26 protein-coding genes are annotated in these 24,120 nt (G+C 62.7%); 7 read left to right on the forward strand and 19 right to left on the reverse strand.

The window, feature by feature from the left end; all coding sequences use genetic code 11:
* Positions 1 to 39: 39 nt before the first annotated feature.
* Positions 40 to 1,053: a class I SAM-dependent methyltransferase gene (locus X728_RS149540; RefSeq protein WP_023715304.1), complete on the forward strand. Its 1,014-nt coding sequence runs from the start codon at positions 40 to 42 to the stop codon at positions 1,051 to 1,053.
* Between the two features lie 16 nt (positions 1,054 to 1,069).
* Here X728_RS149540 and X728_RS149535 read toward each other — a convergent pair whose 3' ends face one another.
* The 4 genes from X728_RS149535 to fabA form a co-directional block, all read right to left on the reverse strand.
* Positions 1,070 to 2,623, reverse strand: a complete 1,554-nt coding sequence (locus X728_RS149535) for a bifunctional diguanylate cyclase/phosphodiesterase (protein ID WP_023831945.1) — start codon at positions 2,621 to 2,623, stop codon at positions 1,070 to 1,072.
* Positions 2,624 to 2,807: 184 nt separating this feature from the next.
* Positions 2,808 to 3,620 carry an enoyl-ACP reductase FabI gene (gene fabI, locus X728_RS149530; RefSeq protein WP_023669564.1) on the reverse strand — a complete coding sequence of 271 codons (813 nt, stop codon included), beginning with the start codon at positions 3,618 to 3,620 and terminating at the stop codon, positions 2,808 to 2,810.
* Positions 3,621 to 3,653: 33 nt separating this feature from the next.
* Positions 3,654 to 4,874, reverse strand: coding sequence for a beta-ketoacyl-ACP synthase I (gene fabB / locus X728_RS149525; RefSeq protein ID WP_023738184.1), 1,221 nt, complete (start codon positions 4,872 to 4,874; stop codon positions 3,654 to 3,656).
* A 122-nt stretch (positions 4,875 to 4,996) separates the two neighbouring features.
* Positions 4,997 to 5,509 carry a 3-hydroxyacyl-[acyl-carrier-protein] dehydratase FabA gene (gene fabA, locus X728_RS149520; RefSeq protein WP_023696727.1) on the reverse strand — a complete coding sequence of 171 codons (513 nt, stop codon included), beginning with the start codon at positions 5,507 to 5,509 and terminating at the stop codon, positions 4,997 to 4,999.
* A 345-nt stretch (positions 5,510 to 5,854) separates the two neighbouring features.
* Here fabA and irrA point away from each other — a divergent pair, with 345 nt between their 5' ends.
* Entirely contained in the window at positions 5,855 to 6,286 is a 432-nt protein-coding gene (gene irrA / locus X728_RS149515) for an iron response transcriptional regulator IrrA (RefSeq protein WP_031193300.1), read from the forward strand.
* Positions 6,287 to 6,296: 10 nt separating this feature from the next.
* On the forward strand, positions 6,297 to 6,656 hold the full coding sequence (locus tag X728_RS149510; RefSeq protein ID WP_023669568.1) for a DUF4260 domain-containing protein: 360 nt from the start codon (positions 6,297 to 6,299) through the stop codon (positions 6,654 to 6,656).
* A gap of 13 nt (positions 6,657 to 6,669) precedes the next feature.
* Here X728_RS149510 and X728_RS149505 read toward each other — a convergent pair whose 3' ends face one another.
* On the reverse strand, positions 6,670 to 7,227 hold the full coding sequence (locus X728_RS149505) for an SH3 domain-containing protein (protein WP_023703477.1): 558 nt from the start codon (positions 7,225 to 7,227) through the stop codon (positions 6,670 to 6,672).
* A gap of 157 nt (positions 7,228 to 7,384) precedes the next feature.
* Here X728_RS149505 and X728_RS149500 point away from each other — a divergent pair, with 157 nt between their 5' ends.
* The gene (locus X728_RS149500; RefSeq protein ID WP_023738187.1) at positions 7,385 to 8,386 is read left to right on the forward strand and encodes a D-glycerate dehydrogenase; all 1,002 of its coding nucleotides are present in this window, start codon (positions 7,385 to 7,387) and stop codon (positions 8,384 to 8,386) included.
* A gap of 12 nt (positions 8,387 to 8,398) precedes the next feature.
* On the opposite strand, the gene X728_RS149495 is transcribed toward X728_RS149500, so the two are convergent.
* The 11 genes from X728_RS149495 to X728_RS149445 form a co-directional block, all read right to left on the reverse strand.
* Complete coding sequence (locus tag X728_RS149495; RefSeq protein WP_023732436.1) at positions 8,399 to 8,812, reverse strand: DUF126 domain-containing protein; 414 nt, start codon at positions 8,810 to 8,812, stop codon at positions 8,399 to 8,401.
* Positions 8,809 to 10,062 carry an aconitase X catalytic domain-containing protein gene (locus tag X728_RS149490; RefSeq protein ID WP_023818819.1) on the reverse strand — a complete coding sequence of 418 codons (1,254 nt, stop codon included), beginning with the start codon at positions 10,060 to 10,062 and terminating at the stop codon, positions 8,809 to 8,811. Before X728_RS149490 ends, X728_RS149495 begins: the two co-directional genes overlap by 4 nt.
* On the reverse strand, positions 10,059 to 10,547 hold the full coding sequence (locus X728_RS149485) for a GNAT family N-acetyltransferase (RefSeq protein ID WP_023696724.1): 489 nt from the start codon (positions 10,545 to 10,547) through the stop codon (positions 10,059 to 10,061). Before X728_RS149485 ends, X728_RS149490 begins: the two co-directional genes overlap by 4 nt.
* Before the next feature lie 4 nt (positions 10,548 to 10,551).
* A complete protein-coding gene (locus X728_RS149480) occupies positions 10,552 to 11,316 on the reverse strand; it encodes a molybdopterin-synthase adenylyltransferase MoeB (RefSeq protein ID WP_023831946.1) in 765 nt (254 codons plus the stop codon).
* A gap of 31 nt (positions 11,317 to 11,347) precedes the next feature.
* Entirely contained in the window at positions 11,348 to 12,493 is a 1,146-nt protein-coding gene (gene recF, locus X728_RS149475; RefSeq protein ID WP_023726852.1) for a DNA replication/repair protein RecF, read from the reverse strand.
* A 62-nt stretch (positions 12,494 to 12,555) separates the two neighbouring features.
* The gene (dnaN, locus tag X728_RS149470; RefSeq protein WP_023669575.1) at positions 12,556 to 13,674 is read right to left on the reverse strand and encodes a DNA polymerase III subunit beta; all 1,119 of its coding nucleotides are present in this window, start codon (positions 13,672 to 13,674) and stop codon (positions 12,556 to 12,558) included.
* Positions 13,675 to 13,951: 277 nt separating this feature from the next.
* On the reverse strand, positions 13,952 to 15,496 hold the full coding sequence (gene dnaA / locus X728_RS149465; RefSeq protein WP_031195619.1) for a chromosomal replication initiator protein DnaA: 1,545 nt from the start codon (positions 15,494 to 15,496) through the stop codon (positions 13,952 to 13,954).
* Between the two features lie 847 nt (positions 15,497 to 16,343).
* Positions 16,344 to 16,610 carry a 30S ribosomal protein S20 gene (rpsT, locus tag X728_RS149460; protein WP_023681995.1) on the reverse strand — a complete coding sequence of 89 codons (267 nt, stop codon included), beginning with the start codon at positions 16,608 to 16,610 and terminating at the stop codon, positions 16,344 to 16,346.
* Positions 16,611 to 16,769: 159 nt separating this feature from the next.
* Positions 16,770 to 17,543 carry an enoyl-CoA hydratase gene (locus X728_RS149455; RefSeq protein WP_023831947.1) on the reverse strand — a complete coding sequence of 258 codons (774 nt, stop codon included), beginning with the start codon at positions 17,541 to 17,543 and terminating at the stop codon, positions 16,770 to 16,772.
* A 40-nt stretch (positions 17,544 to 17,583) separates the two neighbouring features.
* Positions 17,584 to 18,474, reverse strand: a complete 891-nt coding sequence (gene mutM / locus X728_RS149450) for a bifunctional DNA-formamidopyrimidine glycosylase/DNA-(apurinic or apyrimidinic site) lyase (RefSeq protein ID WP_023831948.1) — start codon at positions 18,472 to 18,474, stop codon at positions 17,584 to 17,586.
* Positions 18,467 to 19,705, reverse strand: a complete 1,239-nt coding sequence (locus X728_RS149445) for a phosphopentomutase (RefSeq protein ID WP_023831949.1) — start codon at positions 19,703 to 19,705, stop codon at positions 18,467 to 18,469. Before X728_RS149445 ends, mutM begins: the two co-directional genes overlap by 8 nt.
* A gap of 175 nt (positions 19,706 to 19,880) precedes the next feature.
* Here X728_RS149445 and X728_RS149440 point away from each other — a divergent pair, with 175 nt between their 5' ends.
* Positions 19,881 to 20,831 (forward strand): PhnD/SsuA/transferrin family substrate-binding protein, encoded by a 951-nt coding sequence (locus tag X728_RS149440; RefSeq protein ID WP_023831950.1) that lies wholly within the window; start codon positions 19,881 to 19,883, stop codon positions 20,829 to 20,831.
* A 30-nt stretch (positions 20,832 to 20,861) separates the two neighbouring features.
* Here X728_RS149440 and X728_RS149435 read toward each other — a convergent pair whose 3' ends face one another.
* From X728_RS149435 to X728_RS149425, 3 genes are all read right to left on the reverse strand, one after another.
* Positions 20,862 to 21,410 carry a TadE/TadG family type IV pilus assembly protein gene (locus tag X728_RS149435; RefSeq protein ID WP_245266154.1) on the reverse strand — a complete coding sequence of 183 codons (549 nt, stop codon included), beginning with the start codon at positions 21,408 to 21,410 and terminating at the stop codon, positions 20,862 to 20,864.
* Between the two features lie 89 nt (positions 21,411 to 21,499).
* Entirely contained in the window at positions 21,500 to 22,102 is a 603-nt protein-coding gene (locus X728_RS149430; protein ID WP_050589920.1) for a TadE/TadG family type IV pilus assembly protein, read from the reverse strand.
* A gap of 155 nt (positions 22,103 to 22,257) precedes the next feature.
* Positions 22,258 to 22,680: a pilus assembly protein N-terminal domain-containing protein gene (locus tag X728_RS149425; protein ID WP_023681988.1), complete on the reverse strand. Its 423-nt coding sequence runs from the start codon at positions 22,678 to 22,680 to the stop codon at positions 22,258 to 22,260.
* Between the two features lie 347 nt (positions 22,681 to 23,027).
* Between X728_RS149425 and X728_RS149420 the strand changes: the two genes are divergently transcribed.
* Positions 23,028 to 23,207, forward strand: a complete 180-nt coding sequence (locus X728_RS149420; RefSeq protein ID WP_023831953.1) for a Flp family type IVb pilin — start codon at positions 23,028 to 23,030, stop codon at positions 23,205 to 23,207.
* A gap of 191 nt (positions 23,208 to 23,398) precedes the next feature.
* On the forward strand, positions 23,399 to 23,917 hold the full coding sequence (locus X728_RS149415; protein ID WP_023831954.1) for a prepilin peptidase: 519 nt from the start codon (positions 23,399 to 23,401) through the stop codon (positions 23,915 to 23,917).
* Positions 23,918 to 24,120: the final 203 nt, after the last annotated feature.

Below are 24,120 nucleotides of genomic sequence, written 5' to 3' on the forward strand. Positions count from 1 at the left end.
TTTTCGTTTAATACCCGTCTACGACATGAGAATCGAAGAATGGCCGCTGAGCCGCTGAAGACACTGTTCCATCCCTTCGAGGCCGAGGGGCTCCCTCTGCCGCAAAAGGGCGAGCGTGTGTTGTTCCTGGGTGCGGAGCCCGGCTTCCGCTTGCCGGAAGGCTTCGAGGCAGAGCTCCATCTTGCACAGGGTTTCCGGCCGCATCTCCGAGCGCTGGAGCGTGCCGGTCACAAGGTAACGCCCCGCTCGGAAGGCGATGCATTCGATGCAGCGCTCGTGCTTGCCGGCCGCCATCGTGGGCTAAACGAGATGCGTATTGCCGAGGCGATCGAACGCGTCACGCCGGGCGGTCTGATCATTGTCGCCGGCGGTAAGGACGAAGGCATCGCCAGCCTGCGCAAGCGCATCGACGAGCTTGTCCCCATCGAAGGGCATCTGCCGAAATATCACGGCATCGCCTTCTGGCTTCGCCGTCCGGTCGATCTGGCGCCTGCGGAAAAACTGCGCGTCGCCAATCCTGCCTTGGTCGTAGAGGACCGCTTCCGCACTGCGCCGGGCATGTTCTCCTTCGACCGGATCGACGCCGGCTCGAAACTTCTGGTCGACAACCTGCCCAAAGACCTGCGCGGCAACATTGCTGATTTCTGCGCCGGCTGGGGTTATGTCGCCGCCGAGGTCGCGGCACGTTCATCCGGTATAACGGGGCTCGACCTTTACGAAGCGGATTTCGACGCGCTTGAGGCGGCCAAGGGCAATATCGGCCAGACAGGCTTCGAGCCCGGCTTCTTTTGGACCGATCTGCTGAGCGAGCCGGTCGAGCGGCGCTATGATGCCATCGTCATGAACCCGCCCTTCCATCGCAGCCGGGCGGCCGAGCCGGAAATCGGCGCCGGCATGATCCAGGCGGCGGGCAAGGCGCTGAAGCCGGGCGGGCGGCTGTTCATGGTGGCGAACCGTCAGCTGCCTTACGAACCGGTTCTGAAGGCCGTCTTCTCCAGCCATGCCGAGCTCGCCCGCGACGGCATGTTCAAGGTTTTCTCCGCGCGCCGATAGGACGGTGCCGGTCGCCTCAATGCATGCTGACGATGCGCGCCGGCTCGTGGACGGGAATGGTCGGTCTGATATCGCCAGGCTTGATCTTGAGCGGCGCCGGCCTGCCGAACAGATAGCCCTGCACCATCTCGCAACCAGCTGCTCGCAAAAGCGTCGCCTGGTTCTCGGTCTCGACGCCTTCGGCGATGATGCCGACGCCGAGCGCCCGCGACAGGCCGACGATGGTAGAGACGACGGCGCCCGAATTCGAATCGGTGTCGATGCGGCTGACGAAGGAGCGGTCGATCTTCAGCTTGCCGAAGGCGAAGTCGATCAGGTAGCTGAGATTGGAATAGCCGGTGCCGAAATCGTCGACGGCCACCGAAATGCCCATGTCGGCAAGCTGCTGCAGGATGGTGGCGGCGCGGTCGCGGTCCTGCATCATCGCCGTCTCGGTCACTTCGAGCTCCAGCCGCGACGGCTTGATGCCGGTGCTGGCCATCGTATCGCGCACGATGCCGACGAAATCCTTGGTCATGAACTGGACCGGCGAGATGTTGACGGCAACGAAGCAGTCCTCAGGCAAATGACGGGCATCGCTGCAGGCCTTGTTCAGCACCCAATTGCCGATCGGGTGGATCATGCCGGTCTCTTCGGCGATCGGAATGAATTCCATCGGCGGGATCATGCCGCGTTCCGGGTGCTTCCAGCGGATCAGCGCCTCGTAGCCGACGATACGGCCGGTCGGCAGGTCGAGCTGCGGCTGGTAGTGAAGGTCGAAATCGCCACGGACGAAGGCGATGTGCAGTTCGGATTCGATCCAGTGGCGGTAGTCGGCGACCTGGCCCATGTCGGAATGGAAGACCGACCAGTTGCCCACGCCGCCGGCGCGGGCATTCTGCAGCGCCAGGTTGGAGCGGCGCAGGATGAGGACCGGATCGACTCCATCCTTTGGCATCGCCACGATGCCGACCGACAGGCCGACCGACTGCAGGTGAGAATCGAGCTGGTACGGCTTCAGCATCTCCTCGATCATGGTTTCGACGGTGCTTTCCATGGACCTTTGGAGTTGGTGTTCCCAGACAAGGATAGCGAACTCGCCGGCGCCGATGCGCCCCATCACCGCGCCTTCGGGCATGCAGGCCTTCAACCGCTTGGTGAAGCCGCGGATCAGTTCGTCGCCATGGCTGTAGCCGATGGCGTCGTTGATCTGCTTGAAGCGGTCGATGTCGATGTCGATGAGGAACACCGGCTCACCGGTCCTGATCGTCGCGGACGCCGCGTCGGCAATCCTGCCGACCATCGCCGGCCGCGCAAAAAGCCCGGTCAGCTTGTCGAAATGGGTTTCGTTGAAAACGTAGTCCACCGATTCATCGACGCCGGCGAAGAAGGACAAGGCAGCACCGGCGGCGGCCAGCGCGCATAGCGCCGACGCGACGCCGATCATGGTTTCCGCCTGCATGCCGGCAAAGCCGTCCCCGAAACCATGCCGGAGGCCCCAAAGCCCAAGGATGAAACTGCCAAGGCCCGAACTGGCGACGGTGAGCAGCCGGAACACAGGTGTTCGCTTCGGGTTGCTGACAGCAGGCATTGCTCAGTCCCTGTCGCATGATCCCGAAATCAACTCGACTTTCGGGAAATATCAAGCGCAAATTCATAAAGGCTAAAGCATCCTTTGCGCCCAGCAAGAACGCGCAGAGCCCAAGCCCATAGGACTTCTAGCGGATATCTCCTTAAAATGAGTTTCCGCCGATGCATCTAATTTTACTGGTGAGTTAATCGCGTACGCTGTCGGTCTGCTTCAACTCATCCAGGGTTGGCATCGACACGATGTGATAGCCGGAATCCACATAATGGATTTCGCCGGTGACGCCTGACGAGAGGTCGGACAAAAGATAGAGCGCCGAGCCGCCGACCTCGTCGATGGTCACCGTGCGGCGCAGCGGCGAGTTGCGCTGCTGGTAGGAGTACATGTGGCGGGCGTCCGAGATTCCGGCGCCGGCCAAAGTACGCACCGGTCCCGCCGATATGCCGTTCACCCGGATGCCGCGCGGGCCATAATCGTTGGCGAGATAGCGCACGCTGGCTTCCAGCCCGGCCTTGGCGACGCCCATGACGTTGTAGTTCGGCATGACGCGGACAGAGCCGGCATAGGTCAGCGTGATCATCGCGCCGCCTTCGCTCATCAGCGGGGCGGCATGGCGGGCGACCTCGGTGAAGGAGTAGCAGGAGATGACCATGGTGCGGACGAAATTGTCGCGGCTGGTGTCGGCGTAGAGCCCTTTGAGCTCGTTCTTGTCGGAAAAGCCGATGGCGTGGACGACGAAGTCGAGCCCGCCCCATTCCTTGCCGAGCGTCTCGAAGGTGGCGGCGACCGATGCGCTGTCCTCGACGTCACAGGGCACCACCAGAGACGCGCCAAGCTTCTCGGCAAGCGGCTTGACGCGGCGCCCGAATGCGTCGCCCTGATAGGTGAAGGCAAGCTCCGCCCCGTGTTCGGACAATTTCCTGGCGATGCCCCAGGCGATCGAATGATCGTTGGCGACGCCCATGACAAGCCCGCGCTTGCCCTTCATCAGTCCGTCCATGGCCGGCAATCCCCCTACAATAAAACGCTGGCCTTATGCGGAATAGCGCTGGAAAATCAGCGTTGCGTTGGTGCCACCGAAGCCGAACGAGTTGGACAAAACCGTGTCGATCCTGGCGTCGTCGATGCGCTTGCGCACGATCGGCATGTCCTCGAATTCGGGATCGAGGTTTTCGATATGGGCGCTCTCGCCGATGAAGCCGCCTTGCATCATCAGGATCGAGTAGATCGATTCCTGTACGCCGGCGGCACCCAGCGAATGGCCGGTCAGCGACTTGGTCGAGGTGATGAACGGCATCGTGTCGCCGAACACCTCTCGGATGGCGCCCATTTCCCGGGAATCGCCGACCGGCGTCGAGGTGCCGTGGGTGTTGATGTAGTCGACCGGCGTGGACACCGTCGCCAGAGCCTGGCGCATGCAGCGCACCGCGCCTTCGCCCGACGGCGCCACCATGTCGTAACCGTCCGACGTCGCGCCATAGCCGACGATCTCAGCGTAGATCTTGGCGCCGCGCGCCTTGGCGTGTTCGAGCTCCTCCAGGATGAGGACGCCCGCGCCGCCCGCGATGACGAAGCCATCGCGATTGGCGTCATACGCGCGGGAAGCTGTCGGCGCACGATCGTTATACTTCGACGACATCGCCCCCATGGCATCGAACAGGTCCGACATCGTCCAGTCGAGGTCCTCATGGCCGCCGGCAAACATCACATCCTGCTTGCCCCACTGGATCAGTTCGTAGGCGTTGCCGATGCAATGCGCCGAGGTCGAGCAGGCCGACGAGATCGAATAGTTGACGCCGTGGATCTTGAACCAGGTGGCGAGCGTCGCCGACGCGGTCGACGACATCGCCTTCGGCACCGCGAACGGACCGATGCGCTTGGGGCTGTTGTTCTTGAGCGTGGTCTCGGCCGCCTCGACGATGGTGCGGGTCGAGGGGCCACCCGAGCCCATGACGATGCCGGTGCGCTCATTGGTGATGTCGCTTTCGCCAAGCCCGGCGTCGGCGATCGCCTGGTCCATCGCGACATGGTTCCAGGCCGCGCCCTGGCTCAGGAAGCGCATGGCACGCCGGTCGATCATAGGGGTCGGGTCGAGCGTCGGCGCGCCCCAGACCTGACAGCGGAAGCCGTGTTCGGCGAAGGAATCGGAGAAGCTGATGCCTGATTTGGCATCGTGGAGCGAGGATTGCACCTCGTTGGCGTTGTTGCCGATCGACGATACGATGCCGAGGCCTGTGACGACGACCCTTCTCATTCGCAACTCCTTCCAGCGGATGATCCCGAAACCCTAGTCGGTTTTCGCCGGCGATCATACGCAAAATCAAAATGCCGCAGCGTCGTTGCGCGTCCGGGAACGCCCTGCTGCAGTGGCGCCGGTCAGGCGGCCGATTGCTTGGACAGCCCCACCTTGAGGTCTGTCGCAGCGTATATGGGTTCGCCGTCGGCCTTAAGCCAGCCATCGGCGATACCGAGCACCAGGCGTCCACGCATGACGCGTTTGAAATCGATGCCGTATTCCACCTTCTTGACCGAAGGCGTCACCATGCCCTTGAACTTGACCTCGCCGGTCGACAGCGCCATGCCCTTGCCCGGCTCGCCGAGCCAGCCGAGGTAAAAACCCGTCAATTGCCACATGGCGTCAAGGCCCAGGCACCCCGGCATGATCGGATTGCCGATGAAATGGCAGGCGAAGAACCACAGGTCCGGCTTGATGTCGAATTCGGCACGGATGAAGCCCTTGTCGTGGGCGCCGCCGGTCTCGCTGATCTCGGTGATGCGGTCGAACATCAGCATGGGCGGGTAGGGCAACTGGGCGTTGCCGGGCCCGAACAGCTCGCCGCGGGCGCAGGCGAGCAATTCCTCATAACCGTAGCTGGATTTACCCGCCATATGTCTCGTCCCCATGATCGTCCTGGGCGGTGGGGCGCCCTTGTCGTTGGTTTCCTAACACAATCCCTTTCGGGCCGGAAACCGGCGTTTGCGCTTAACCCGCCCGTCTGCCCGGGTCAATGCGCGCTCTCGCATCGGCCTGGAAATCGATTCCGATTTCCAGAAAGCACGATGCTACGCCAAAAGTGATAGAGCGCATTTGGTGCGTCCAACTGGCCGCACGTCGCTCTATTGATCGTATTCGGCCAACAGAATATATGTCGGGAGGTGTCCAGTTTCGGCCGATGACGTTTTTTCGCCACTCTGGGCGTGTCTTGAGGCAGAACTGTGGGCTTGGACGGATAGATGGATCTGGGCGGCCGGAAGGAAAATGTCGCTGTGGACAAGCGGGTTCGCGAAGCCGGCCTCAGGCCGACACGCCAACGCATTGCGCTGGCCGATCTGCTGTTTGCCAAGGGCGACCGCCACCTTTCGGCCGAGGAACTGCATGAAGAGGCGGTCGCCGCCGGCGTGCCGGTCTCGCTCGCCACCGTCTACAACGCGCTTCACCAGTTCACCCAGGCCGGCCTGCTGCGCATCCTGGCGGTCGAGGGGTCCAAGACCTATTTCGACACCAACACCTCCGATCACCATCATTTTTACATCGAAGGCGAAAACAGGATCTTCGATATAGAAAGCGGTCCGGTGACCGTCTCCAACCTGCCGGAGCCACCCGCAGGCATGGAGATCGCCAATGTCGACATCGTGGTGAGGCTGCGCCCGAAGCGCAGCGTTTAAGCCCCAACCCGTGAAACCTGTCGATTTTGCAATCCGGCTCGAATGGGTTGCGGTCGCGGTCGTGGCTATAGTCGCCTATGCCGCGTCAGGCGTTTCCTGGTGGCTGTTCGCCCTGCTTATTCTGGCGCCCGACCTGTCGATGCTGGGCTATCTCGCCGGGGCACGGATCGGCGCTGTCGCTTACAACGCGTTGCACATCCTGATCGTCCCGCTGTTGCTGGCCCTCGCCGGATATGTTCTGGCCAATTCGACGGCGACCGCGATTGGTCTGATCTGGATCATCCACATCGCCGTCGACCGCGCGCTCGGCTACGGTCTCAAACTGTCGACCGGTTTTCAGGACACCCATCTCGGCCGTATCGGCCGTTAGGCCTCCAGCAATCTCAATTCTTGACGTGCTCGCCGGGATAGGCGCCCCACACCTGCGACTGGGCGATCCAGCCGGTGTGGCCGTCGAAGGTCATTTCGCACCACTGGCCATCGCAGGTTTTGATCGTGCCCGTAACGCCCGGCTCGATGATGGCGATGACGCTGGCGTCCTTGTCGGCATCGTCGAGCAGATTGATTCGGCCCCCCTTGGTGCGCTGCCAGGGGGCGACGATCGCGGTCCGGCGGCCCGACAGCAGCGACTGGTTGATCCAACCCTCCGAGCCATCGGCATCGCGCACGCGCCGCCAGGTATCGAATTCCTGGATGATCTCCATAGGCAGGCCGGCCTTTGTGTACATCCAGTCGACGGAATAGTTGGCGCCGGGCCCAACGCGCGAGTTGACGCGAGCCGATTTCAGGCTGACGAAACGCGGCAGCGGCAGGCCGCTCGGCCCGAGCGTGACCGTCTGCACAGGTGCGGCGGCACCTTGCGCCGCGGCTTGCGGGAAATGCAGGAGAGCGCCGAGAAGCGCTGCGCTGAGGATCAGGCGAAGCGACGCGAAACCAGACACTTTCATTCCTTTCGGCGCGTGCCCTTTGGCCCGGGCGCCCCTTTTTCTTTGTCTTCGGCGGCACCGCTTGTTACAGGAGTGGCAGGCACCGCGACCGGTATTCAGTTTCGCCTGTCTTGGTTAAAGAGGTCTCAACGAGATCGGGTTCGAGGAAACAATGGCAGGCAAAAAACGGCCTCTCGTCGTCATCACGCGCAAGCTGCCCGATCCGGTCGAGACCCGCATGCGCGAACTCTTCGACGCCAGGCTGAATGTCGAGGACCGCCCGATGACGCAGCCGGAGCTGGTCGCGGCGATCAAGGAAGCCGATGTGCTGGTGCCGACCATCACCGACCAGATCGATGCGGCGCTGATTGCCCAGGCCGGCGACAATCTCAAGCTGATCGCCAATTTCGGCAATGGCGTCGACAAGATCGATGTGGCGGCGGCGGCCAAGAAAGGCATTACCGTCACCAACACGCCGAACGTGCTGACCGAAGATACGGCCGACATGACCATGGCGCTGATGCTGGCCGGCCCGCGGCGGTTGGCCGAAGGCGCCAATGTGCTCACCAGCGACAAGAAATGGGCCGGTTGGTCGCCGACCTGGATGCTCGGCCGGCGCATCTGGGGCAAGCGCCTCGGCATTGTCGGCATGGGCCGCATCGGCACCGCTGTTGCCAGGCGCGCAAAGGCTTTCGGCCTGTCCATCCACTACCATAACCGCCATCGCGTGCTGCCGGCGGTCGAGGAAGGGCTGGAGGCGACCTATTGGGAAAGCCTCGACCAGATGCTTGCCCGCATGGACATCATCTCGGTCAATTGCCCGTCGACGCCGGCGACCTTTCATCTGCTTTCGGCGCGGCGCCTGGCTCTGCTTCAGCCCACCGCCTATGTGGTCAACACCGCGCGCGGCGACATCATCGACGAGGAAGCGCTGGTCAAGCTGATCCAGGACGGCAAGATCGCCGGCGCCGGCCTCGACGTCTATGAGCACGAACCGGCGCTGAACTCGAAACTGCTGAAGCTTGCCGCCAAGAACAAGGTCGTGCTTTTGCCGCATATGGGTTCGGCGACGATCGAGGGCCGCATCGACATGGGCGAGAAGGTGATCATCAACATCCGCGCCTTCTTCGACGGCCACCGGCCGCCGGACCGCGTGCTGCCGCTACGGACTTGAAGCGGGCCGCGTTCAGGCTGCGGTTGTGAGGGCGCCATCCGCAGCGACACTCACACGCTTGCCGCGATAGGCCTCAAAATCGTCGCGCCCGAGCCTGAGCGCTACCGGCGTCCGCCAGCCCATTTCCCTGGCCACGATCAAGCCAAGCAGCAGAATCGCGTCCGGCTCGTGCAGCACGAGTGCCGTCGGCGCATGGCCATTGTGGACGAGTTCCATCAGCACGGCTGACGCTGAGGACGAGCCGATCGTGCCGGGCAGGAACAGCACACGCCCGGAAATGGTCTCGCCATGCTGCGGGTGACGGACATCGGCGATGCGGCCGCTCTTCGGATCGACGCCACCCCAGAAGCTGATTGGCGCGGTCAGCACCAAGGCCAGTCCTTCGCCTCCGCTGCCCGGCACCAGTATGTCGGCTGCAGCATTCATGCGGCGATATCCGTAAACCTGGGCTTACCGGCAACCGCGCTTTCCACGCAGTCGGCCAGCGAGCCGTAAAGCACGGCGTAACCGGTATTGCCCGGCGCGTAGTGCGCGAATTTTCCCGAATTGGTCATCAGCATGCCGTCGGCCAGATCCGGCAGGATCGGCGTCACCACCACGCAGGTGTCGGCGACGATGATGACGCCGCTGGCTTCGAGCATCTTGCGGTTGCCGTTCTGCTCCAGCCTGGTGAGCACGTGGCGGCCGGTGCAGGCGTAAATCGGCACGCTGAGCCGCCGCCCGCCAATCAGCCGCTCAAGTGCATCGAATTCGGCCAAAGACAGATGCGGACTGCCGATCGCCACGGCATCGATGGCGGTCTGCGTGGCTGCGGTGGACAGGCCGGCGCGGGCCTTCATGGCCATCTCCGGCGTTACGCGGATCATCGTTTCCGGCCTGCCGCCCACCAGGATGGTCTCGGCGTCGGGCGCTTCTGGCGTTACCCCAGCGATATGGAACAGGCCGACGGCGCCCGACGATGCCGCCGCCGCGCCGAAGGCCTTCAGCGCATCCTCGCCGGGATGGCTGGATATGCCGGTGACGACGCCGACCGCGTTGCCGACCTCACGGCCGTAGAGGTTGCCCAGCACCGGCCAGGCGATCTCCGAACCAAGGAACGAGGCGGAGAGGCCGGACACATCGAACACCAGCCGTGCCTGCCGGTTCTCGGGGCGATGCAGGCCGTAATCCGGCGCGCGGCCCGATATGGCGCAGGCGATGTCGAGGAAGTCGCCATAGCGGTTGGTGCGTGCCCCCAGCACCGAATTGCAGAACACCACCGCGTTGGATTCACCCCAGGCGACATCGCTGCCAAGCGCTGGCCTGTGGCCGGCCTGATAGGGCGCGCAGGTCCAGCTCTGCTCGCAGCCCAGTTTGCGGTAGGCCTCCATCATTCGTCGCGCCATGCCGCGCGCCGGCTCTTCGAGGCGCACGCGCGAGCAGCCCATCAGGTCGAGCGCGCCGACATTGAGCGTCGAGCGCACCGCGACCCTGGCGCCGCCATCGACCAGCCTTTCGGCAAACAGCGTGCCGGAATCGCCGTGATAGAGCGCGCCGTCTATATGCGTCGAGGCGATCGGGATCAGTCGCGGCGCGCCGAGCAGCGCAGCGCTTTCGGCAACGATGCGCATCGCCATCGCCGCCCCGTCATGGCCGGAGGCGATTGTCTGCTCCTGTGCGCTGAGGGCGAGGCTCACGCGAACTCCTTGCGCATGGTGATCGAGGTCGGCCGGTCATAACCGTCATGCGCCGTGCGCGCGGTTTCGCGGAAGCCGAGACGCGCAAAGGTTGCGTGATTTGCCGTGAGCTCGACCCGCGTCTGCAGTTCGATGGCGGGTTTGTTGCGGTTGCGGGCAAGGTCCTCGACAGCCTGCATCAATCGTCTGCCGATGCCTTGGCCCTGAAGCCCGAGTTCGACGGCGAACTTGCCGACATAGAAATCATCGGGTCTCTCCAGCGCAAAAACGCAGCCTGCGATCTGGCCGCCCTGCAGAGCCACGAACACCGTTTCCCGCCCAGCCTTGTCCCTCAGGCTTTCGACGCACAGCAGATGCGCAGAGGAGGGCGGGTCGATGACGCCGTCCATCGGTGCAAAGGCGCGCATGATCAGGCTGAGCAGTTCGTCCCAGCGGTCGAAGCCGGGGGCGAACTGCGTGACCAAAACACTGGCAGGCTGATCCATGCGGTCAGCTTCTCTTGTAGCGGATCGTGTCGAAGCGCGCCGACAGCGCATCGTAGAGCAGCAGCCGGCCGACCAGTGGTTCGCCGATACCGGTGATCAGCTTGATGGCTTCCATTGCCTGCAGCGTGCCGACGACGCCGGTCAGCGCACCGACGACCCCGGCCACGGCGCAGGACGGCACCAGCCCCTCTGGCGGCGCTTCGGGAAAGAGGNGAAAGAGGTCGCGATATCCAGGGTTCGGTCTGCCGTCGGCGCCGGTGCCGAACGGCATCAACACCGTCACCGAGCCGTCGAAGCGGCCGACGGCGGCATGCACGAGCGGCCGCTTTTCCGCCGCGCAGGCATCAGCCACCACATAGCGCGTCTCGAAATTGTCGGAGCCGTCGACGACCACGTCGTATCGCGTGACGAGGACGGCAGCATTGTCGGCCGTCAGCCTGAAATCGTGCAATTCCACCGCGACATGGGGATTGATCCGGGCGATCGCTGCTTTGGCGCTCTCGGTCTTCGCCGTGCCGACCGTATGGGTGGCGTGGATCACTTGCCGCTGCAGATTGGACAGCGAGACAATATCGTCGTCGACGATTCCAAGCGTGCCGACGCCGGCGGCAGCGAGATATTCCAGCACCGGCGCGCCGAGGCCGCCGGCGCCGATCACCAGTACCCGCGCCCGCTTCAGCCTCTGCTGGCCAGCGCCGCCGATCTCGGGCAGCACGATGTGGCGGGCATAGCGTTCGAGCTCTTCGTCGGTGAGGGCGGCAGGGGTCATTGCCGGACCATATAGCGGAGCAAAAAGCTTGTCAGGTCTCTTCGGTTGGCCCAACCGTGCCGTGGTCGACGGTGAGGAACTGCGCGCGTCCCCTCAGGCTGGAAAACAGCGCGGCGTCGGTTCCGGTCATGAAGGCCTGGCAGCTCAGCTCTTCCAGGATCGAGAACAGCGCGGCGCGCCGGCCGGCATCGAGATGCGCGGCAATCTCGTCGAGCAACAGGATCGGCGTCATCCCCGACATCTCGCCGGTCAGCCTTGCGTGCGACAACACGATGCCGACCAGCAGCGCCTTCTGCTCTCCGGTCGAGCAGAGTTCGGCCGGCATCGCCTTGGGGCGGTGGCGCACCAGCAGATCCGAACGGTGCGGGCCATCGAACGTGCGTCCGGCGGCGCGGTCGCGCTCGCGGCCGTCGGCAAGGGCGGCGCGATAGCGTTCCTCGACGTCCACGGCGGGTGCTGTGGCGACGTCGCTTTCAAGGTCGCCGGAGAGGCTGATGTCGGCCTGCGGAAACGGCCCGCTGGAAGGCAGCCTGTCGATCATGGCGGTAAGCAGGCGTACCAGTTCGGCGCGCGCAGCCGCGATCGCCACGCCGGTTTCGGCCATCTGCATCTCGATGGCGTCGAACCAGGCGCCATCGCGCGAGCCTTCCGTAAGCAAGCGGTTACGTCCGCGCATCGCCTTCTCGTAATCGAGCGCACGCTGGCCGTGGCCGGGATCGACAGCCAAAACCAGCCGGTCGAGAAAGCGCCGCCGGTCGGCGGCAGGTCCGGGGAACAGGCCGTCCATGGCCGGCGTCAGCCAGACGACGCGCAGCCATTCCAGCATGGCGTCTGCCGACCGTGCCGGCGCGCCATTGATGCGCACCTTGCGACCGCCCTCGCCGGCCGCTTCACCCCCGGTGATGCCGGTGCCGATCTCGACCTGTCCCTCCGGCCCGTCGAGCCTTGCGTGGAGCGCAAAGCCGCCATCGCCGCCTTCGCGGGCAACGTCGACATAGGGCGCACGGCGCAGGCCGCGGCCCGGCGTCAGCAGGGAGATGGCTTCCAGAAGATTGGTCTTGCCGGCGCCGTTGTCGCCGGAAAACACCACAGGGCCGGGGGAAAAGCCGATCGACAGCGCCGCATAGTTGCGGAAATTCGTAAGTGTTAGCTTCCTTATGTGACTTTGTTCCGGCAACCGCTATCCGCCTGTAGAAGTCGCCGCAATCAATTATGCTGCAGTGTGCCGCAGTGCGGCTGCTACACCCGCATCGGCATCAGCACGTAGAGCGCGGTCTCATCGGCCATGTCGTGGATCAGCGTCGGCGAACCGGCATCGGCCAGCATGAACTTGGCTTCCGTGCCGGTGAGTTGAGCAGCGACGTCGAGCAGATATTTGGCGTTGAAGCCGATCTCGATCGGGTCTGAGGAGTAATCAGCGGCCAGTTCCTCGGTTGCGCTGCCCGAATCCGGATTGTTGACGGCAAGCGTCACCTGGCCTTCGGTGATCGAAAGCTTCACCGCGCGGCCGCGCTCGGAGGAAATGGTCGAGACGCGATCGACGGCGGCGGCGAAGCTCTGGCGGTCGATGATCAGCTTCTTGTCGTTGCCGGTCGGAATGACGCGCTGGTAGTCCGGGAAAGTGCCGTCGATCAGCTTCGAGGTCAGAACCACGCTGCCGATGGTGAAGCGGATCTTGGTGTCGGACAATTCGGTGGTCACCGCGACATCGGGATCGTCGACCAGCTTCTGCAACTCGCTGACCGTCTTGCGCGGAATGATGATGCCCGGCATGCCTTCGGACCCGGCCGGAGCGTCGATCTCGGCGCGCGCCAGGCGGTGGCCGTCGGTCGCCACCGAACGCAGCTTCAGCTTGCCGCCAGTTTCATGCGTGTGCAGGTAGATGCCGTTGAGATAGTAGCGCGTCTCTTCGGTGGAGATGGCGAACTGGGTCTTTTCGATAAGGCCTCTCAGGGCGACGGAATCGAGCCGGAAGATGTGTGAGAAGGATCCCGCCGAAAGCTCCGGGAAATCGGACTGCGGCAGGCATTGCAGGCGAAAGCTCGAGCGGCCCGACGTTACCGTCATGGCGTTGCCGTCCTCGTCGGTCTTCAGCATCACTTCGGCGCCGTCGGCCAGCTTGCGCACGATGTCGTAGAGCAGGTGCGCCGGAACCGTCGTCGCCCCGCCGCGCTCGACCTTTGCCGGCGTCGCTTCGGTCACTTCGAGGTCGAGGTCGGTGGCTTTCATTTCAAGGCTGGCGCCCTCGGCGCTGAGCAGCACGTTCGACAGGATCGGTATGGTATTGCGCCGCTCGACCACGCGATGAACGTGGTTGAGCGACTTCAGGAGATTGGACCGTTCCAGGATAACACGCATGACGAAACAGGCTCGCTTGAATGAATGGACGGGTCACCAGTGGGCGGCGCCCCGCGAAAGGTCTGAACAGGCTCAGAATCTATGCAAACTGACAGGAAAAAGCCAGCAAACGCAAGTCCGGGCCACCGGTTCGCGCCGGTTAAGCGGGCTTTCTGGGGATAAAGCGGACGTTGGCCGGCAACCGATGCATGTCGCCGGAAACTGCGCAGCGGTTTTGGGACAACGACATGCATCAAAACAAGAAAATTTAAAGCGCGACGACCGTTTGCCGCGCCGATCAGGCTTGGTCGTTGATCAGCCTGCGCAACAGTTCCAGTTCCTGCGCCAGCGTGTTGTCGACGCCGGAAAGGTCCTCGATCTTGCGCACCGCATGCAGCACCGTGGTGTGGTCGCGCCCGCCGAACCGCCGGCCGATCTCCGGCAGCGAGCGCGGCGTCAATACCTTCGACAGGTACATGGCGACCTGCCTGGGCTTCACGATGGTGCGCGTGCGCCGGTTGGACAGCAACTCGGTCTTCGACACATTGTAGTGGCGCGCCACGATGCGCTGGATGTCCTCGATGCGCACCCGCTTCGGCTCGCCAGAGCGATAGATGTGGCCGAGGATTTCGTCGATGCGGTCGATGGTGATCGCCGGCTCGAACGACTGACGAAACAGCAGCTGGTTGAACGCGCCCTCCAACTCACGACCGCTGCCGGTTACCGTGCGGGCGACATGGTTGAGGATCTCCTCCGAAATATTGAGCGATGCATCGTCGACCTTGGCGGTGGCAAGCCGAAGTTTGAGCATGCCGATGCGCATGGCGAAGTCCGGCGCCGACATTTCCAGCGCGACACCGCCATTGAGGCGCGAGCGCACCCGCGGTTCCAGCGATTCCAGTTCCGACGGCGGCCTGTCGGCGGCAACCACCACTTGCTTGGCGCTGTCGAGCAGCATGTTGATGAGATGGCAGAATTCGTGCTGGATCGACTTGCCCTGCAGGAACTGCATGTCGTCGATGATCAAGAGGTCGATGTCGCGCAGCTGTTCCTTCAGCGTCAGCGCATTGTTGTCGCGGATCGCGGTGGCGAAGCGCCACATGAAATATTCGGCCGTCAGATAGACGACGCGCGATTTCGGGTTCTGTTTCAGGGATTCGGCCGCAATCGCCTGCAAAAGGTGCGTCTTGCCGAGCCCGACGGTTGCATGAAGGAACAGCGGGTTGAAGCGCACCGCGCTCGACTGCGATTCCGCCACGGCTTTGGCTGCGGCGAAAGCCACCCGGTTCGACGGGCCTTCGATGAAGGAGCCGAACGTGTAGCGCGGGTCGAGCGGCGACCCCAGCACATTGTGCCGGAATTCGCTCTCGATCGGCGTGCCGGGACGAGGGGCGGGCGCCCGCTCCACCCTGCCGGGGCCGACCGTGCCGGCCGCCAATGCGGTCTGCGTATGCTTGGTCATCTTGCGCGCCGGCACGGCCTCGGGTTCGACGCCATTGCGGGCCGGACGGGTCGCGGTGCGCACGACCATCTCGATCTTGAGGATTTCGGGATCCTCGTGCTTCCACAGATCGGCGATGAGATCGAGATAATGGCCATTGATCCACGAGCGCAGGAAGGCCGTGGGCACCGAGATGCGTACAATGCCCCGGGAAGCCTCAGCCACCTTCATACGGCCGAACCAGCTCGAATAGACCTCGGTTCCCAGGCGCGCCTTCAACTGGGCCTTGACCCGGTCGAACTTCTGTTCCGCGTCGCTGGAAGCCGCCATATCGTGCGCTCCGACCAATGTTCCGGGAAATGGCAGGTCGCCCGTAAGCTCCCGCTCGATGCCGCTCTGCATGATTGTGCGTCCCTTTTCCTTTGTACCTTTTTTCCGCCGGGAGTGCGCCTCCTGCACCCATGTTTCCAGCGACCGTATCTTCGCTACAACACCACCGCCGCCGCCGGCGGATGACGTTGCCTCGTCAGAATGGGATCGGTCCCGGCTGCTTAAGGCCAGTCCGTCTGACATGTTCGGGCAAAGCGGTGCTACCCGGCGAAAACGCCGGTGCGCCATCAAGCTGCCATGTACAATTACGCCAGTCCCCTATCGTATCGAAAAGGCAAGCCATACCCGTTCGCGGAATTGATCCACGTCATGAATTCTGCCACTGTTAGCTGGCCGATTCAGGCTGGGTTAAGGGCTAATGGCCCGTCCCTTTCGATAGATCGACATTACCGAAATCGCTGTGGATAGGGCAAGGCCACCTCTAACGGATTTTTAAGGAATCTGGTTAGTGAACAACGGTTCGGGCTCCGTGCTGGAAGCGCATATTTTGACAAAGCCATTGGGATTCAAACCCTTTTGCCGCGAATATGAAAATGGCTGTGCGGTTTGAAATTTTCTGAAATAATTCGCTTGACACCAACTTGCTGCCTATCGCCCACAGGCTATGTGAACAAGCTGTGGATCACTTCCAGCAAGCCACTGAAAAATATCAGCAATTTGTGACAGCCAAATTTATTGGCGTGGGCCGTTTCGGCGGATTGGAATATCAGTGGGAGTGTATGTGCCGGCAAAGGATTCCGGACTCTGGAATGCGGCTCGGGCGTGCTTTGCGGCCCTTCTTTTTAAGTGCTTGCCGGCAAACGAAAAAACCCGGCGCGATTGGCCGGGTTTGAAAGAACGACAGTTCAGGAACGGTCGATCAGGCCGACAGCACCTTGAGGCGGTGAGCCAGACGCGACACCTTGCGCGATGCCGTATTCTTATGGATCACGCCCTTGGTCGCGGCGCGCATCAATTCCGGCTCTGCGGTCTTGAAGGCTTCCAGCGCGGCTGCCTTGTCGCCGGCAGCCAGTGCCTCTTCGACCTGGCGGACATATGTACGCACGCGCGAGCGGCGGTTCTTGTTGATCGCTGCGCGGCGGGCGATCTTGCGCGTTGCCTTTTTGGCCGAGGAGGTATTGGCCATGATGCCTCTCTTCTGATCTGGTGGGCGCATGCGGGATGCCGCAGGGCGCAAAAAACAAACGGGCAGCCAACGGCCGCCTCGGTTGGAGCGGCTTATAGTTCAGCTTTTCCGGCGCGTCAACGCCGCTTTGGCTTCTTTTTGGTCCTCGCCGCCGCCACTCTAGCGATTGGTGAAATTCGGCTTCCGCTTCTCGGCAAAGGCTGCCATCCCTTCCTTCTGGTCGTCGAGCGCAAACAGCGAGTGGAACAGCCGGCGTTCGAAGCGCAGTCCCTCCGCCAGCGTCGTCTCGTAGGCGCGGTTGACTGCCTCCTTGGCCATCATCACCGATGGCAGTGAAAACTCTGATATCCTGGCCGCGGCCTTCATCGCCTCCTCGATCAACTCGCCGGCCGGCACGACGCGCGAGGCCAGGCCGCTGCGCTCGGCTTCGGCGGCATCCATCATCCGACCGGTCAGGCACATGTCCATGGCCTTCGACTTGCCGACAAAGCGGGTCAGCCGTTGCGACCCGCCCATGCCGGGAATGACGCCGAGCGTGATTTCGGGCTGGCCGAATTTCGCCGTGTCGGCGGCAATGATGAAATCGCACATCATCGCCAGTTCGCAGCCGCCGCCCAGTGCATAGCCGGCGACCGCCGCGATCATCGGCTTGCGCGCACGGGTAAACTCTTCCCAGCCGACGAAGAAATCCTGCACATAGGCCTCGGCGTAGGTGACGGCCTGCATTTCCTTGATGTCGGCGCCCGCCGCAAAAGCCTTCTCGGAACCGGTGATGACCATGGCGCCGATGCCGGGATCGGCGTCGAACCCCTTTGCCGCCGTCAGCAAATCCTCCAGCACCTGCGCGTTCAGCGCGTTGAGCGCCTTGGGCCGGTTCAGCGTGATCAGGCCGACCTTGCCGCGCGTCTCGACGATGATGGTTTCATAGCTCATGGGCTGGCCTCCTGGTTGCGGCACTGAAGGACCGTGCAGCTTACCGCTGGCAGGTCCGGCAATAAAAGGTCGAGCGGCCGCTTTGCACGATGCGCGCGATGTGGCCGCGACAGCCGGGCGTCGGACAGGGCTCGCCTTCGCGATCGTAGACTGCGAAGGAATGCTGGAAATAGCCCAACGATCCGTCTGTGTGCACATAGTCGCGCAGCGAAGACCCGCCGGCGGCGATCGCATCGGCGATCACCGAACGGATTGCCTCGGCCAGTCGTTCGCTTTGTTCCTTGGCCTTCTTGCCGGTCCCGGCGATGGTGCCTGCCTCGCGCAATGGCGAAAGGCCAGCGCGCCACAGCGCTTCCGACACATAGATATTGCCGAGCCCGGCAATCAGCTTCTGGTCGAGCAGCGCCGCCTTCAACGGCGATCTGCGGCCCTTCAGCAGAGAGGCGAGCAGGGCGCCTTCCAGCGCATTGCCGGTCGGCTCGACGCCCAGTCCCGCCAGCATCGGATGCGCCTCGGCCAGGCCTTCCGCAAACAGCATGAAGCCGAAGCGACGCGGGTCGTTGAAGACCACGCGAGACTGGACGCCGACAGGCGACACGACATGGAACACCACATGGTCGTGCTTGGCATTCTTCGAGCGCTCTTGATGGAACGTGCCGGGCGTCTCTTTGTCATCAGCGATCTCAATGCGGAACGAGCCCGACATGCCGAGATGGCAGATCAGCACCGGGCCATCGTCCAGGTGTATGGTGAGATATTTGGCGCGGCGGCCAAGCGCGATGACGGTCTTGCCGGTCAGCCGCTGCGCAAATTTCGCCGGAAACGGAAATCTGAGATCGGGCCGGCGCGCCTCGACGCGTACGATCCGAGCGCTTTCCAGAACCGGCTGCAGGCCGCGCCGGACGGTTTCGACCTCGGGCAGTTCAGGCATGGCCGCCTATCGCCGCATGGAAGGAAGCGCCGTGGCGGCCGCGCGCCAGCTTGAGGTGTTCGGCGACCGTCTCGCCGATATCGGCGAAGGTGGTCCTGAGCCCGATGTCGCCGCCCGTGAGACCCGGTGCGATGCCGATGACCGGGATGCGTTCGCGCGTGTGGTCGGTGCCACGCCATGTCGGATCGTTGCCATGGTCGGCGGTGAGGATGAGCAGATCGCCCGGCTTCAGCTTTGCCAGTGCCTCGGGCAGCCGGCGGTCGAAGGCTTCGAGCGCCGCAGCATAGCCGGCGACGTCGCGGCGATGGCCGAACTCGGTGTCGAAGTCGACGAAATTGGCGAACACCAGGTCGCCGTCGCCGGCATCGTCCATCGCGCCCAGCGCCTTGTCGAACATTGCCATGTTGCCGGGCGCCTTGCGTACTTCCGAGATACCGCGGTGGGCGAAGATGTCGCCGATCTTGCCGACCGCGATCACCCGGCTGCCGCGCCCGGTCAAGCGGGCGAGCAGCGTCGGCTCAGGCGGCGGCACGGCGTAGTCATGGCGGTTGTAGGTGCGCTCGAACGTGGCTGATGTTTCGCCCAGGAAAGGCCGTGCGATCACCCGTCCGATCTTCAGCGGGTCGACCAGCCGGCGTACCGTCTTGCAGAACTCGTAGAGCCGCTCCAGGCCGAAATGAACTTCGTGCGCTGCTATCTGCAGGACGGAATCGACCGAGGTGTAGCAGATCGGCTGGCCGGTGCGGATATGCTCCTCGCCGAAGCGCTCGATGATCTCGGTGCCGGGTGCATGGCAGTTGCCGAGAATGCCCGGGACCTTGCCCTCGCGGATCATCGCTTCGGTCAGTTCGGCAGGGAAGGCGGGCACCTTATCGGGGAAATAGCCCCAGTCGAACCGCACGGGCAGCCCGGCGATTTCCCAGTGACCCGACGGCGTATCCTTGCCGCTCGAAATCTCCTGCGCGGCGCCGTGGAAGGCGGAGGCTGAAACGGCGGCTTTGCTGTCGAATTGGAAGCCGGTTGCGGTTTCTGCTGCGCGGCCGAGACCGAGCGAAACCATGGTGGGCACCTTCAGCGGTCCCTCGCGCAGGCCCTCGCGATCGGCGCGGGCTTCCGCGCAGGCCAGCGCGATATGTCCCAATGTGTTCGAGCCGGCGTCGCCATAGCGTTCGGCATCGGCGGCGCCGCCAATGCCGAAAGAATCGAGAACGAAGAGGAAAGCGCGTGACATCGGTGCCGTCATTGCCAGTCTGGTTGACCAGACATAAGGTCCCGTCGCGGCATTGGCAAATCGTAAACCAGGCGGCAACGGCCTGACGCGATGGTCGCGAAGTCGGGCAGGCGTGGTGTACGCATCCTTGAGACATGCAATGCGCTTCAAGGAACGGTGTGCGGGGCATGGATCGATGAGACGGGCTGACCTCGGTTGGAGTGCACTGGCGACCACTGTAGCACTGCTGGGCTCGCAGCTCGCCGCGCACGCCGACTGGCGCGACCAGATCGGCACGTTTCGGATCGGCATCGTTGCCGAGCCGGGCGCCGGCAACACGGTTCCGGGTCTGGCCATGCTGACTGACGCCTACGGCAGGGCGCTCGGCATGAAGGTGGAATTCGTCGTCGCGCATGACTATGCGGCGCTGATCGAGGCGCAGGCCAATGGCCGGGTTCAATACGCGGTCTATTCGGCGACCGCCTACGCCACCGCCTCGGAGCGCTGCGGCTGCGTCGAACCTCTTGTGGCGCCGGTCGACGCCGACGGTCCCACGGGCATCCGCTCCGTGCTTTTGACGCGCGACGGCAGGCTTTCCGATCTCGCGGCCCTGGAAACGCACCGCATCGCCATGGCGCCTTCCGACTATGTCGGCGGTTCGCTTCTACCGCTCGCCGGGCTGGCGGCCGACGGCATCAAGATCAGCCAGGATGCGCCATTCCTCGCTCATGCCGGCTCGGCTGCCGCCGCAGAAGCGATGCTGGCCGATGGCCAGGCCGATGCCGTATTCGGCTGGGAGCGGGCCACGGCGGAAAAGACGGCGATTGCTGGCGATCAGCCGGCTGATCCGGACGGCACGGCGGCGCGGCTGGAGGCGGCGGGGATTCCAGAAGCCGCGCTCCAGATCATCTGGACTTCCGGCGTGCTCAGATACGGCCCTCACGCCGTCCGCAGCGATCTCGACCCCGAAGCCAAACGCCGACTGACCGTCTTCCTCACCAATCTCAGATCGCAGTCGCCGGAAGTCTACGATTTCGTGGAATCGAGACATTCGGGAGGGTTCACGCTCGCCGCTGCGAGTGACTATGCGATGGCCGCTTCCATCGTGCGCCTGGTGTCAGCCAGCACCGACAGCAGCGGGCAGTAAATCCGACGGCGGATGCGGGTTAGGGCCGCTTCAGCAGCCGCTGCAGGGGATCGTCGTGCTCCGGCGCGGCCTGAGATAGTAGGTCTCTTTCATTACTATGGTGCTGAAGGCGGAGGTCAATCCGAGCTGCTGCGAATTGTCGGCACTCCATGCGATGACCGGCACGTATCCGAGAATGCTCTGGACGCGGATAAGGAAAGTGTTCCTGATCCTGAGCGCCGGGGGAACCGTGATTGGACCGCCCGCGGAGCTACCGACCTTGCGCGACCACACAACCTCTACGTTCAGCGCGGCGCTGTCTGATATATGTATTGCCGTGACGATGATGGTCGGGGTCGAGCGACGATAGGGTTGCAGCGTCGACGTGCCGATCTTCATGATCGCATCGATATCGGTGGCCACGATTGTCTGCTGCTGCGTGATCAGATCCGCAACCATGGAACTGACGCGGCTGACATTCTTGCTGGTCTCGATGGCCTGTGAGGCCTCCATGGTCACGAAATACATGATCAGCAGGACCGGCACGACAAAAGCAAACTCGATGGCCGCAACGCCGCGGCGATCCGAGCAGAACCGCATCGCTCTCGCCCAGATGGTCGAAAATCCTTGATGTGCCCCCGCACGATACATGCATGCTTCCTTTTTAAGCCATCACACCGGTACGTTTTTCAGTCGTCGAACGGTTCGTTCTGCCAGACGGCCGATGCGTAGTGCAGCGTTTTTTTGCCGTTTGCCATGTTGGACATATACTTGGCCATGAAATCGGTCATGACCGGCCAAGGGTAAAAAACCCGCAGCATGTTTCTTGATTCCGACGGGCCTACCTTGTTCTGAAAACTCGTGTTGGCCACACCGGTCAGCTCAACGTGATCGCCCGATATCTTGAAGCCGGCGGTGGACGCCGCCTCGAAGGTCGTGAATTCGCGAAGGTCCACCTGCAATCCGGGGCAACCCTTGGCCACCATGATCTCCAGCCTACCGCAGATCTTATCCCGCAACTGGGTTCCGGATATGTTGGCCTGCCTGAGCTGGCCAGTACGCAACTGACGGGCTATATCATCGGTGATGTTGGCCATCACCTCCTGTCCGGCAAATGAAACGCAGCTCTCGAGGATGGCGAAGACGAGAGCCGCAAACGGTAACGCAAGCATCGCAAATTCTATCGCCGTGCTGCCGCGCCGATCACCAAGGAAAAGACGGGCAAACGTCACGCGCCCTGCCTTGGCCTTGCAGATCTCGCGTTCTGAATCCTCGTCCAAAACGTCGCCCATATCCCGTTCCTGCCGATCCTGATGCGGTACCGTCAGCACCACTATCAAGAACCCATTTAGCTCCGGTTTGAATGACCGTTAAAATTCGACCAGGCGACATTAACCGGCCGCTAACCGAAGCGGCTTTCCCGAGACAATCAAGCCAACTGAGGCGCTTACTGCCCAGCGCTCATCTCGGCTTCGGACGACTTTTCCGAGTCGCTCTTGTACGAGCTTTCGCAATAGGGCGTGCAGGACATGGTCTGTACCGAGGCGCGCCTGTAGATACGCACGGACGACGCGTCCTGGCGCACCACGGTCACCTGCTCGTCGACGATCGGGCTGCCATCGTGGTCGAGGACAACCAGATTGGTGACGCCGAACCCCTTGCCCGTCAGTACGATCGTCGATGCATCCTGGACGGAGGCGTCGGCAATCGCCGGATTGCCGACGACTATGGTGTCGGCGGGACGTGTCAGTTTGACGATCTTGGCCTGATTCATCGTCACTTCGATGCCGGCTCCGGCCTTGGCCGGCAGCACAAAAGCCGGGACGGCGAGAAGCGCGACAAGCAGGAATGACGATTTCATGGCAGTCATCAAGGCGCTCCACAGCGGCAAAACTTGTTCAAAGAAACATGAAGGAGATTGGTGAACCAACGGTTAAACCCTTGACCGGCGCCGGGGTATTCGCACCAATCTTGCTGCCAGCTAATATAACAATGCATCCTGCCGATAGCCGTGAGATTACAGCTTTTCACGGGCAGGCGAGCTACTTTCCAGCGTTTAGTTTACGGTTAACCACGCAAGCTGTTCGAAGCGGGAAAGGAATCGGTAAGGCTGTTTATTAAGCCGATTGAAAGAGCTTCTCCGTAGATTGGCAGCATCCGATCAACCACCACAGAAGTTGACGGAAGTGCTGTAACACGTGGAGTAGGAGCTCTCGAATGTCTAATCTCATCGCACGTTTCGCGAAGGACGAATCCGGCGCGACCGCTATCGAATACGGTCTGATCGCCGCTCTCATCGCGCTTGCCATCATGGTTGGCGCTGGTCAGCTCGGCAATGCCCTGAACAACAAGTTCAGCGCCATCGCCACTGCCGTCTCGACCGGCAAGGCTCCGTAATACATTACGGATCTGCGATCGTTTTCAGAACAAGGGCCGCCTTGGCGGCCCTTGTTTCATTTGTGCGATGCGCAGGATCTCGATCCGCAATTTGCCGGCGACACCAGGCAAATTGAGATCGTTGCCTCATCAATCGTTAATCGAACCGGCCTAGGCTCAAGCCTGATGCATCTGACCAAGGCGCCGCACCGATGCTTGAAGCCCTGATCTTCGTCGTCTTTCCCTTCTGCATGCTCTTCGCCGCGATCTCCGACATGCTGTCGATGACGATCGCCAACCGCGTACCGGTGCTGCTGCTGGCGGTGTTTGCGCTGGTTGCGCCGCTGACGGCCATGGACTTGGCAACCTATGGCTGGCATTTCGCCGCCGGCGGCCTGGTGCTGGCCGTGACGTTCGGTCTGTTTGCACTCGGCGGCATGGGTGGCGGCGACGCCAAGCTGCTCGCCGGCACCGCCGTCTGGATGGGGTTCAACATTCACCTTGTCGAGTATCTCGTGATATCGACGTTCATCGGCGGACTGCTGACGCTCGCCATCCTTCTCTACCGGAAATCGCCGCTGGCGATTTACACCAGCCACAATCTATTCCTGCGCCATTTCGCCGACGACACGACTGGCGTTCCCTACGGCATTGCACTCGGCATTGGCGGGCTGCTGACCTATCCGGATTCACCCCTGATGGTTTGGGCACTGGCAAAGCTGGCGAACTGAAACAGCAAGCAACCTTTGCCGCTCCGACATCGGTCTGAAAAGAGGCCGCTGGTCGCCCTTTCTGTCGTCGGAGCACGGGTCCGTCCAATTTATGTAAACCTTAAATTAATCACGATCGTAAGCATTGCATTAACCTTGTTTTGACGATTGCCGCTGCAAAGTCCGGCCTGGCTAGGTGGTTGCCTAAAGGCGAGGGTTCGGAC

The sequence above is a fragment of the Mesorhizobium sp. L103C119B0 genome, from assembly GCF_000502235.1.
Taxonomy (GTDB): domain Bacteria; phylum Pseudomonadota; class Alphaproteobacteria; order Rhizobiales; family Rhizobiaceae; genus Mesorhizobium.

Coding starts and splice junctions, on each gene's coding strand:
- X728_RS149540 (WP_023715304.1), top strand. CDS start 40: ATGGCCGCTGAGCCGCTGAAGACACTGTTCCATCCCTTCGAGGCCGAG.
- X728_RS149535 (WP_023831945.1), bottom strand. CDS start 2,623: ATGCCTGCTGTCAGCAACCCGAAGCGAACACCTGTGTTCCGGCTGCTC.
- fabI (WP_023669564.1), bottom strand. CDS start 3,620: ATGGACGGACTGATGAAGGGCAAGCGCGGGCTTGTCATGGGCGTCGCC.
- fabB (WP_023738184.1), bottom strand. CDS start 4,874: ATGAGAAGGGTCGTCGTCACAGGCCTCGGCATCGTATCGTCGATCGGC.
- fabA (WP_023696727.1), bottom strand. CDS start 5,509: ATGGCGGGTAAATCCAGCTACGGTTATGAGGAATTGCTCGCCTGCGCC.
- irrA (WP_031193300.1), top strand. CDS start 5,855: ATGGATCTGGGCGGCCGGAAGGAAAATGTCGCTGTGGACAAGCGGGTT.
- X728_RS149500 (WP_023738187.1), top strand. CDS start 7,385: ATGGCAGGCAAAAAACGGCCTCTCGTCGTCATCACGCGCAAGCTGCCC.
- X728_RS149495 (WP_023732436.1), bottom strand. CDS start 8,812: ATGAATGCTGCAGCCGACATACTGGTGCCGGGCAGCGGAGGCGAAGGA.
- X728_RS149485 (WP_023696724.1), bottom strand. CDS start 10,547: ATGGATCAGCCTGCCAGTGTTTTGGTCACGCAGTTCGCCCCCGGCTTC.
- dnaN (WP_023669575.1), bottom strand. CDS start 13,674: ATGCGTGTTATCCTGGAACGGTCCAATCTCCTGAAGTCGCTCAACCAC.
- dnaA (WP_031195619.1), bottom strand. CDS start 15,496: ATGCAGAGCGGCATCGAGCGGGAGCTTACGGGCGACCTGCCATTTCCC.
- rpsT (WP_023681995.1), bottom strand. CDS start 16,610: ATGGCCAATACCTCCTCGGCCAAAAAGGCAACGCGCAAGATCGCCCGC.
- X728_RS149455 (WP_023831947.1), bottom strand. CDS start 17,543: ATGAGCTATGAAACCATCATCGTCGAGACGCGCGGCAAGGTCGGCCTG.
- mutM (WP_023831948.1), bottom strand. CDS start 18,474: ATGCCTGAACTGCCCGAGGTCGAAACCGTCCGGCGCGGCCTGCAGCCG.
- X728_RS149445 (WP_023831949.1), bottom strand. CDS start 19,705: ATGTCACGCGCTTTCCTCTTCGTTCTCGATTCTTTCGGCATTGGCGGC.
- X728_RS149440 (WP_023831950.1), top strand. CDS start 19,881: ATGAGACGGGCTGACCTCGGTTGGAGTGCACTGGCGACCACTGTAGCA.
- X728_RS149435 (WP_245266154.1), bottom strand. CDS start 21,410: ATGCGGTTCTGCTCGGATCGCCGCGGCGTTGCGGCCATCGAGTTTGCT.
- X728_RS149430 (WP_050589920.1), bottom strand. CDS start 22,102: ATGGGCGACGTTTTGGACGAGGATTCAGAACGCGAGATCTGCAAGGCC.
- X728_RS149425 (WP_023681988.1), bottom strand. CDS start 22,680: ATGACTGCCATGAAATCGTCATTCCTGCTTGTCGCGCTTCTCGCCGTC.
- X728_RS149420 (WP_023831953.1), top strand. CDS start 23,028: ATGTCTAATCTCATCGCACGTTTCGCGAAGGACGAATCCGGCGCGACC.
- X728_RS149415 (WP_023831954.1), top strand. CDS start 23,399: ATGCTTGAAGCCCTGATCTTCGTCGTCTTTCCCTTCTGCATGCTCTTC.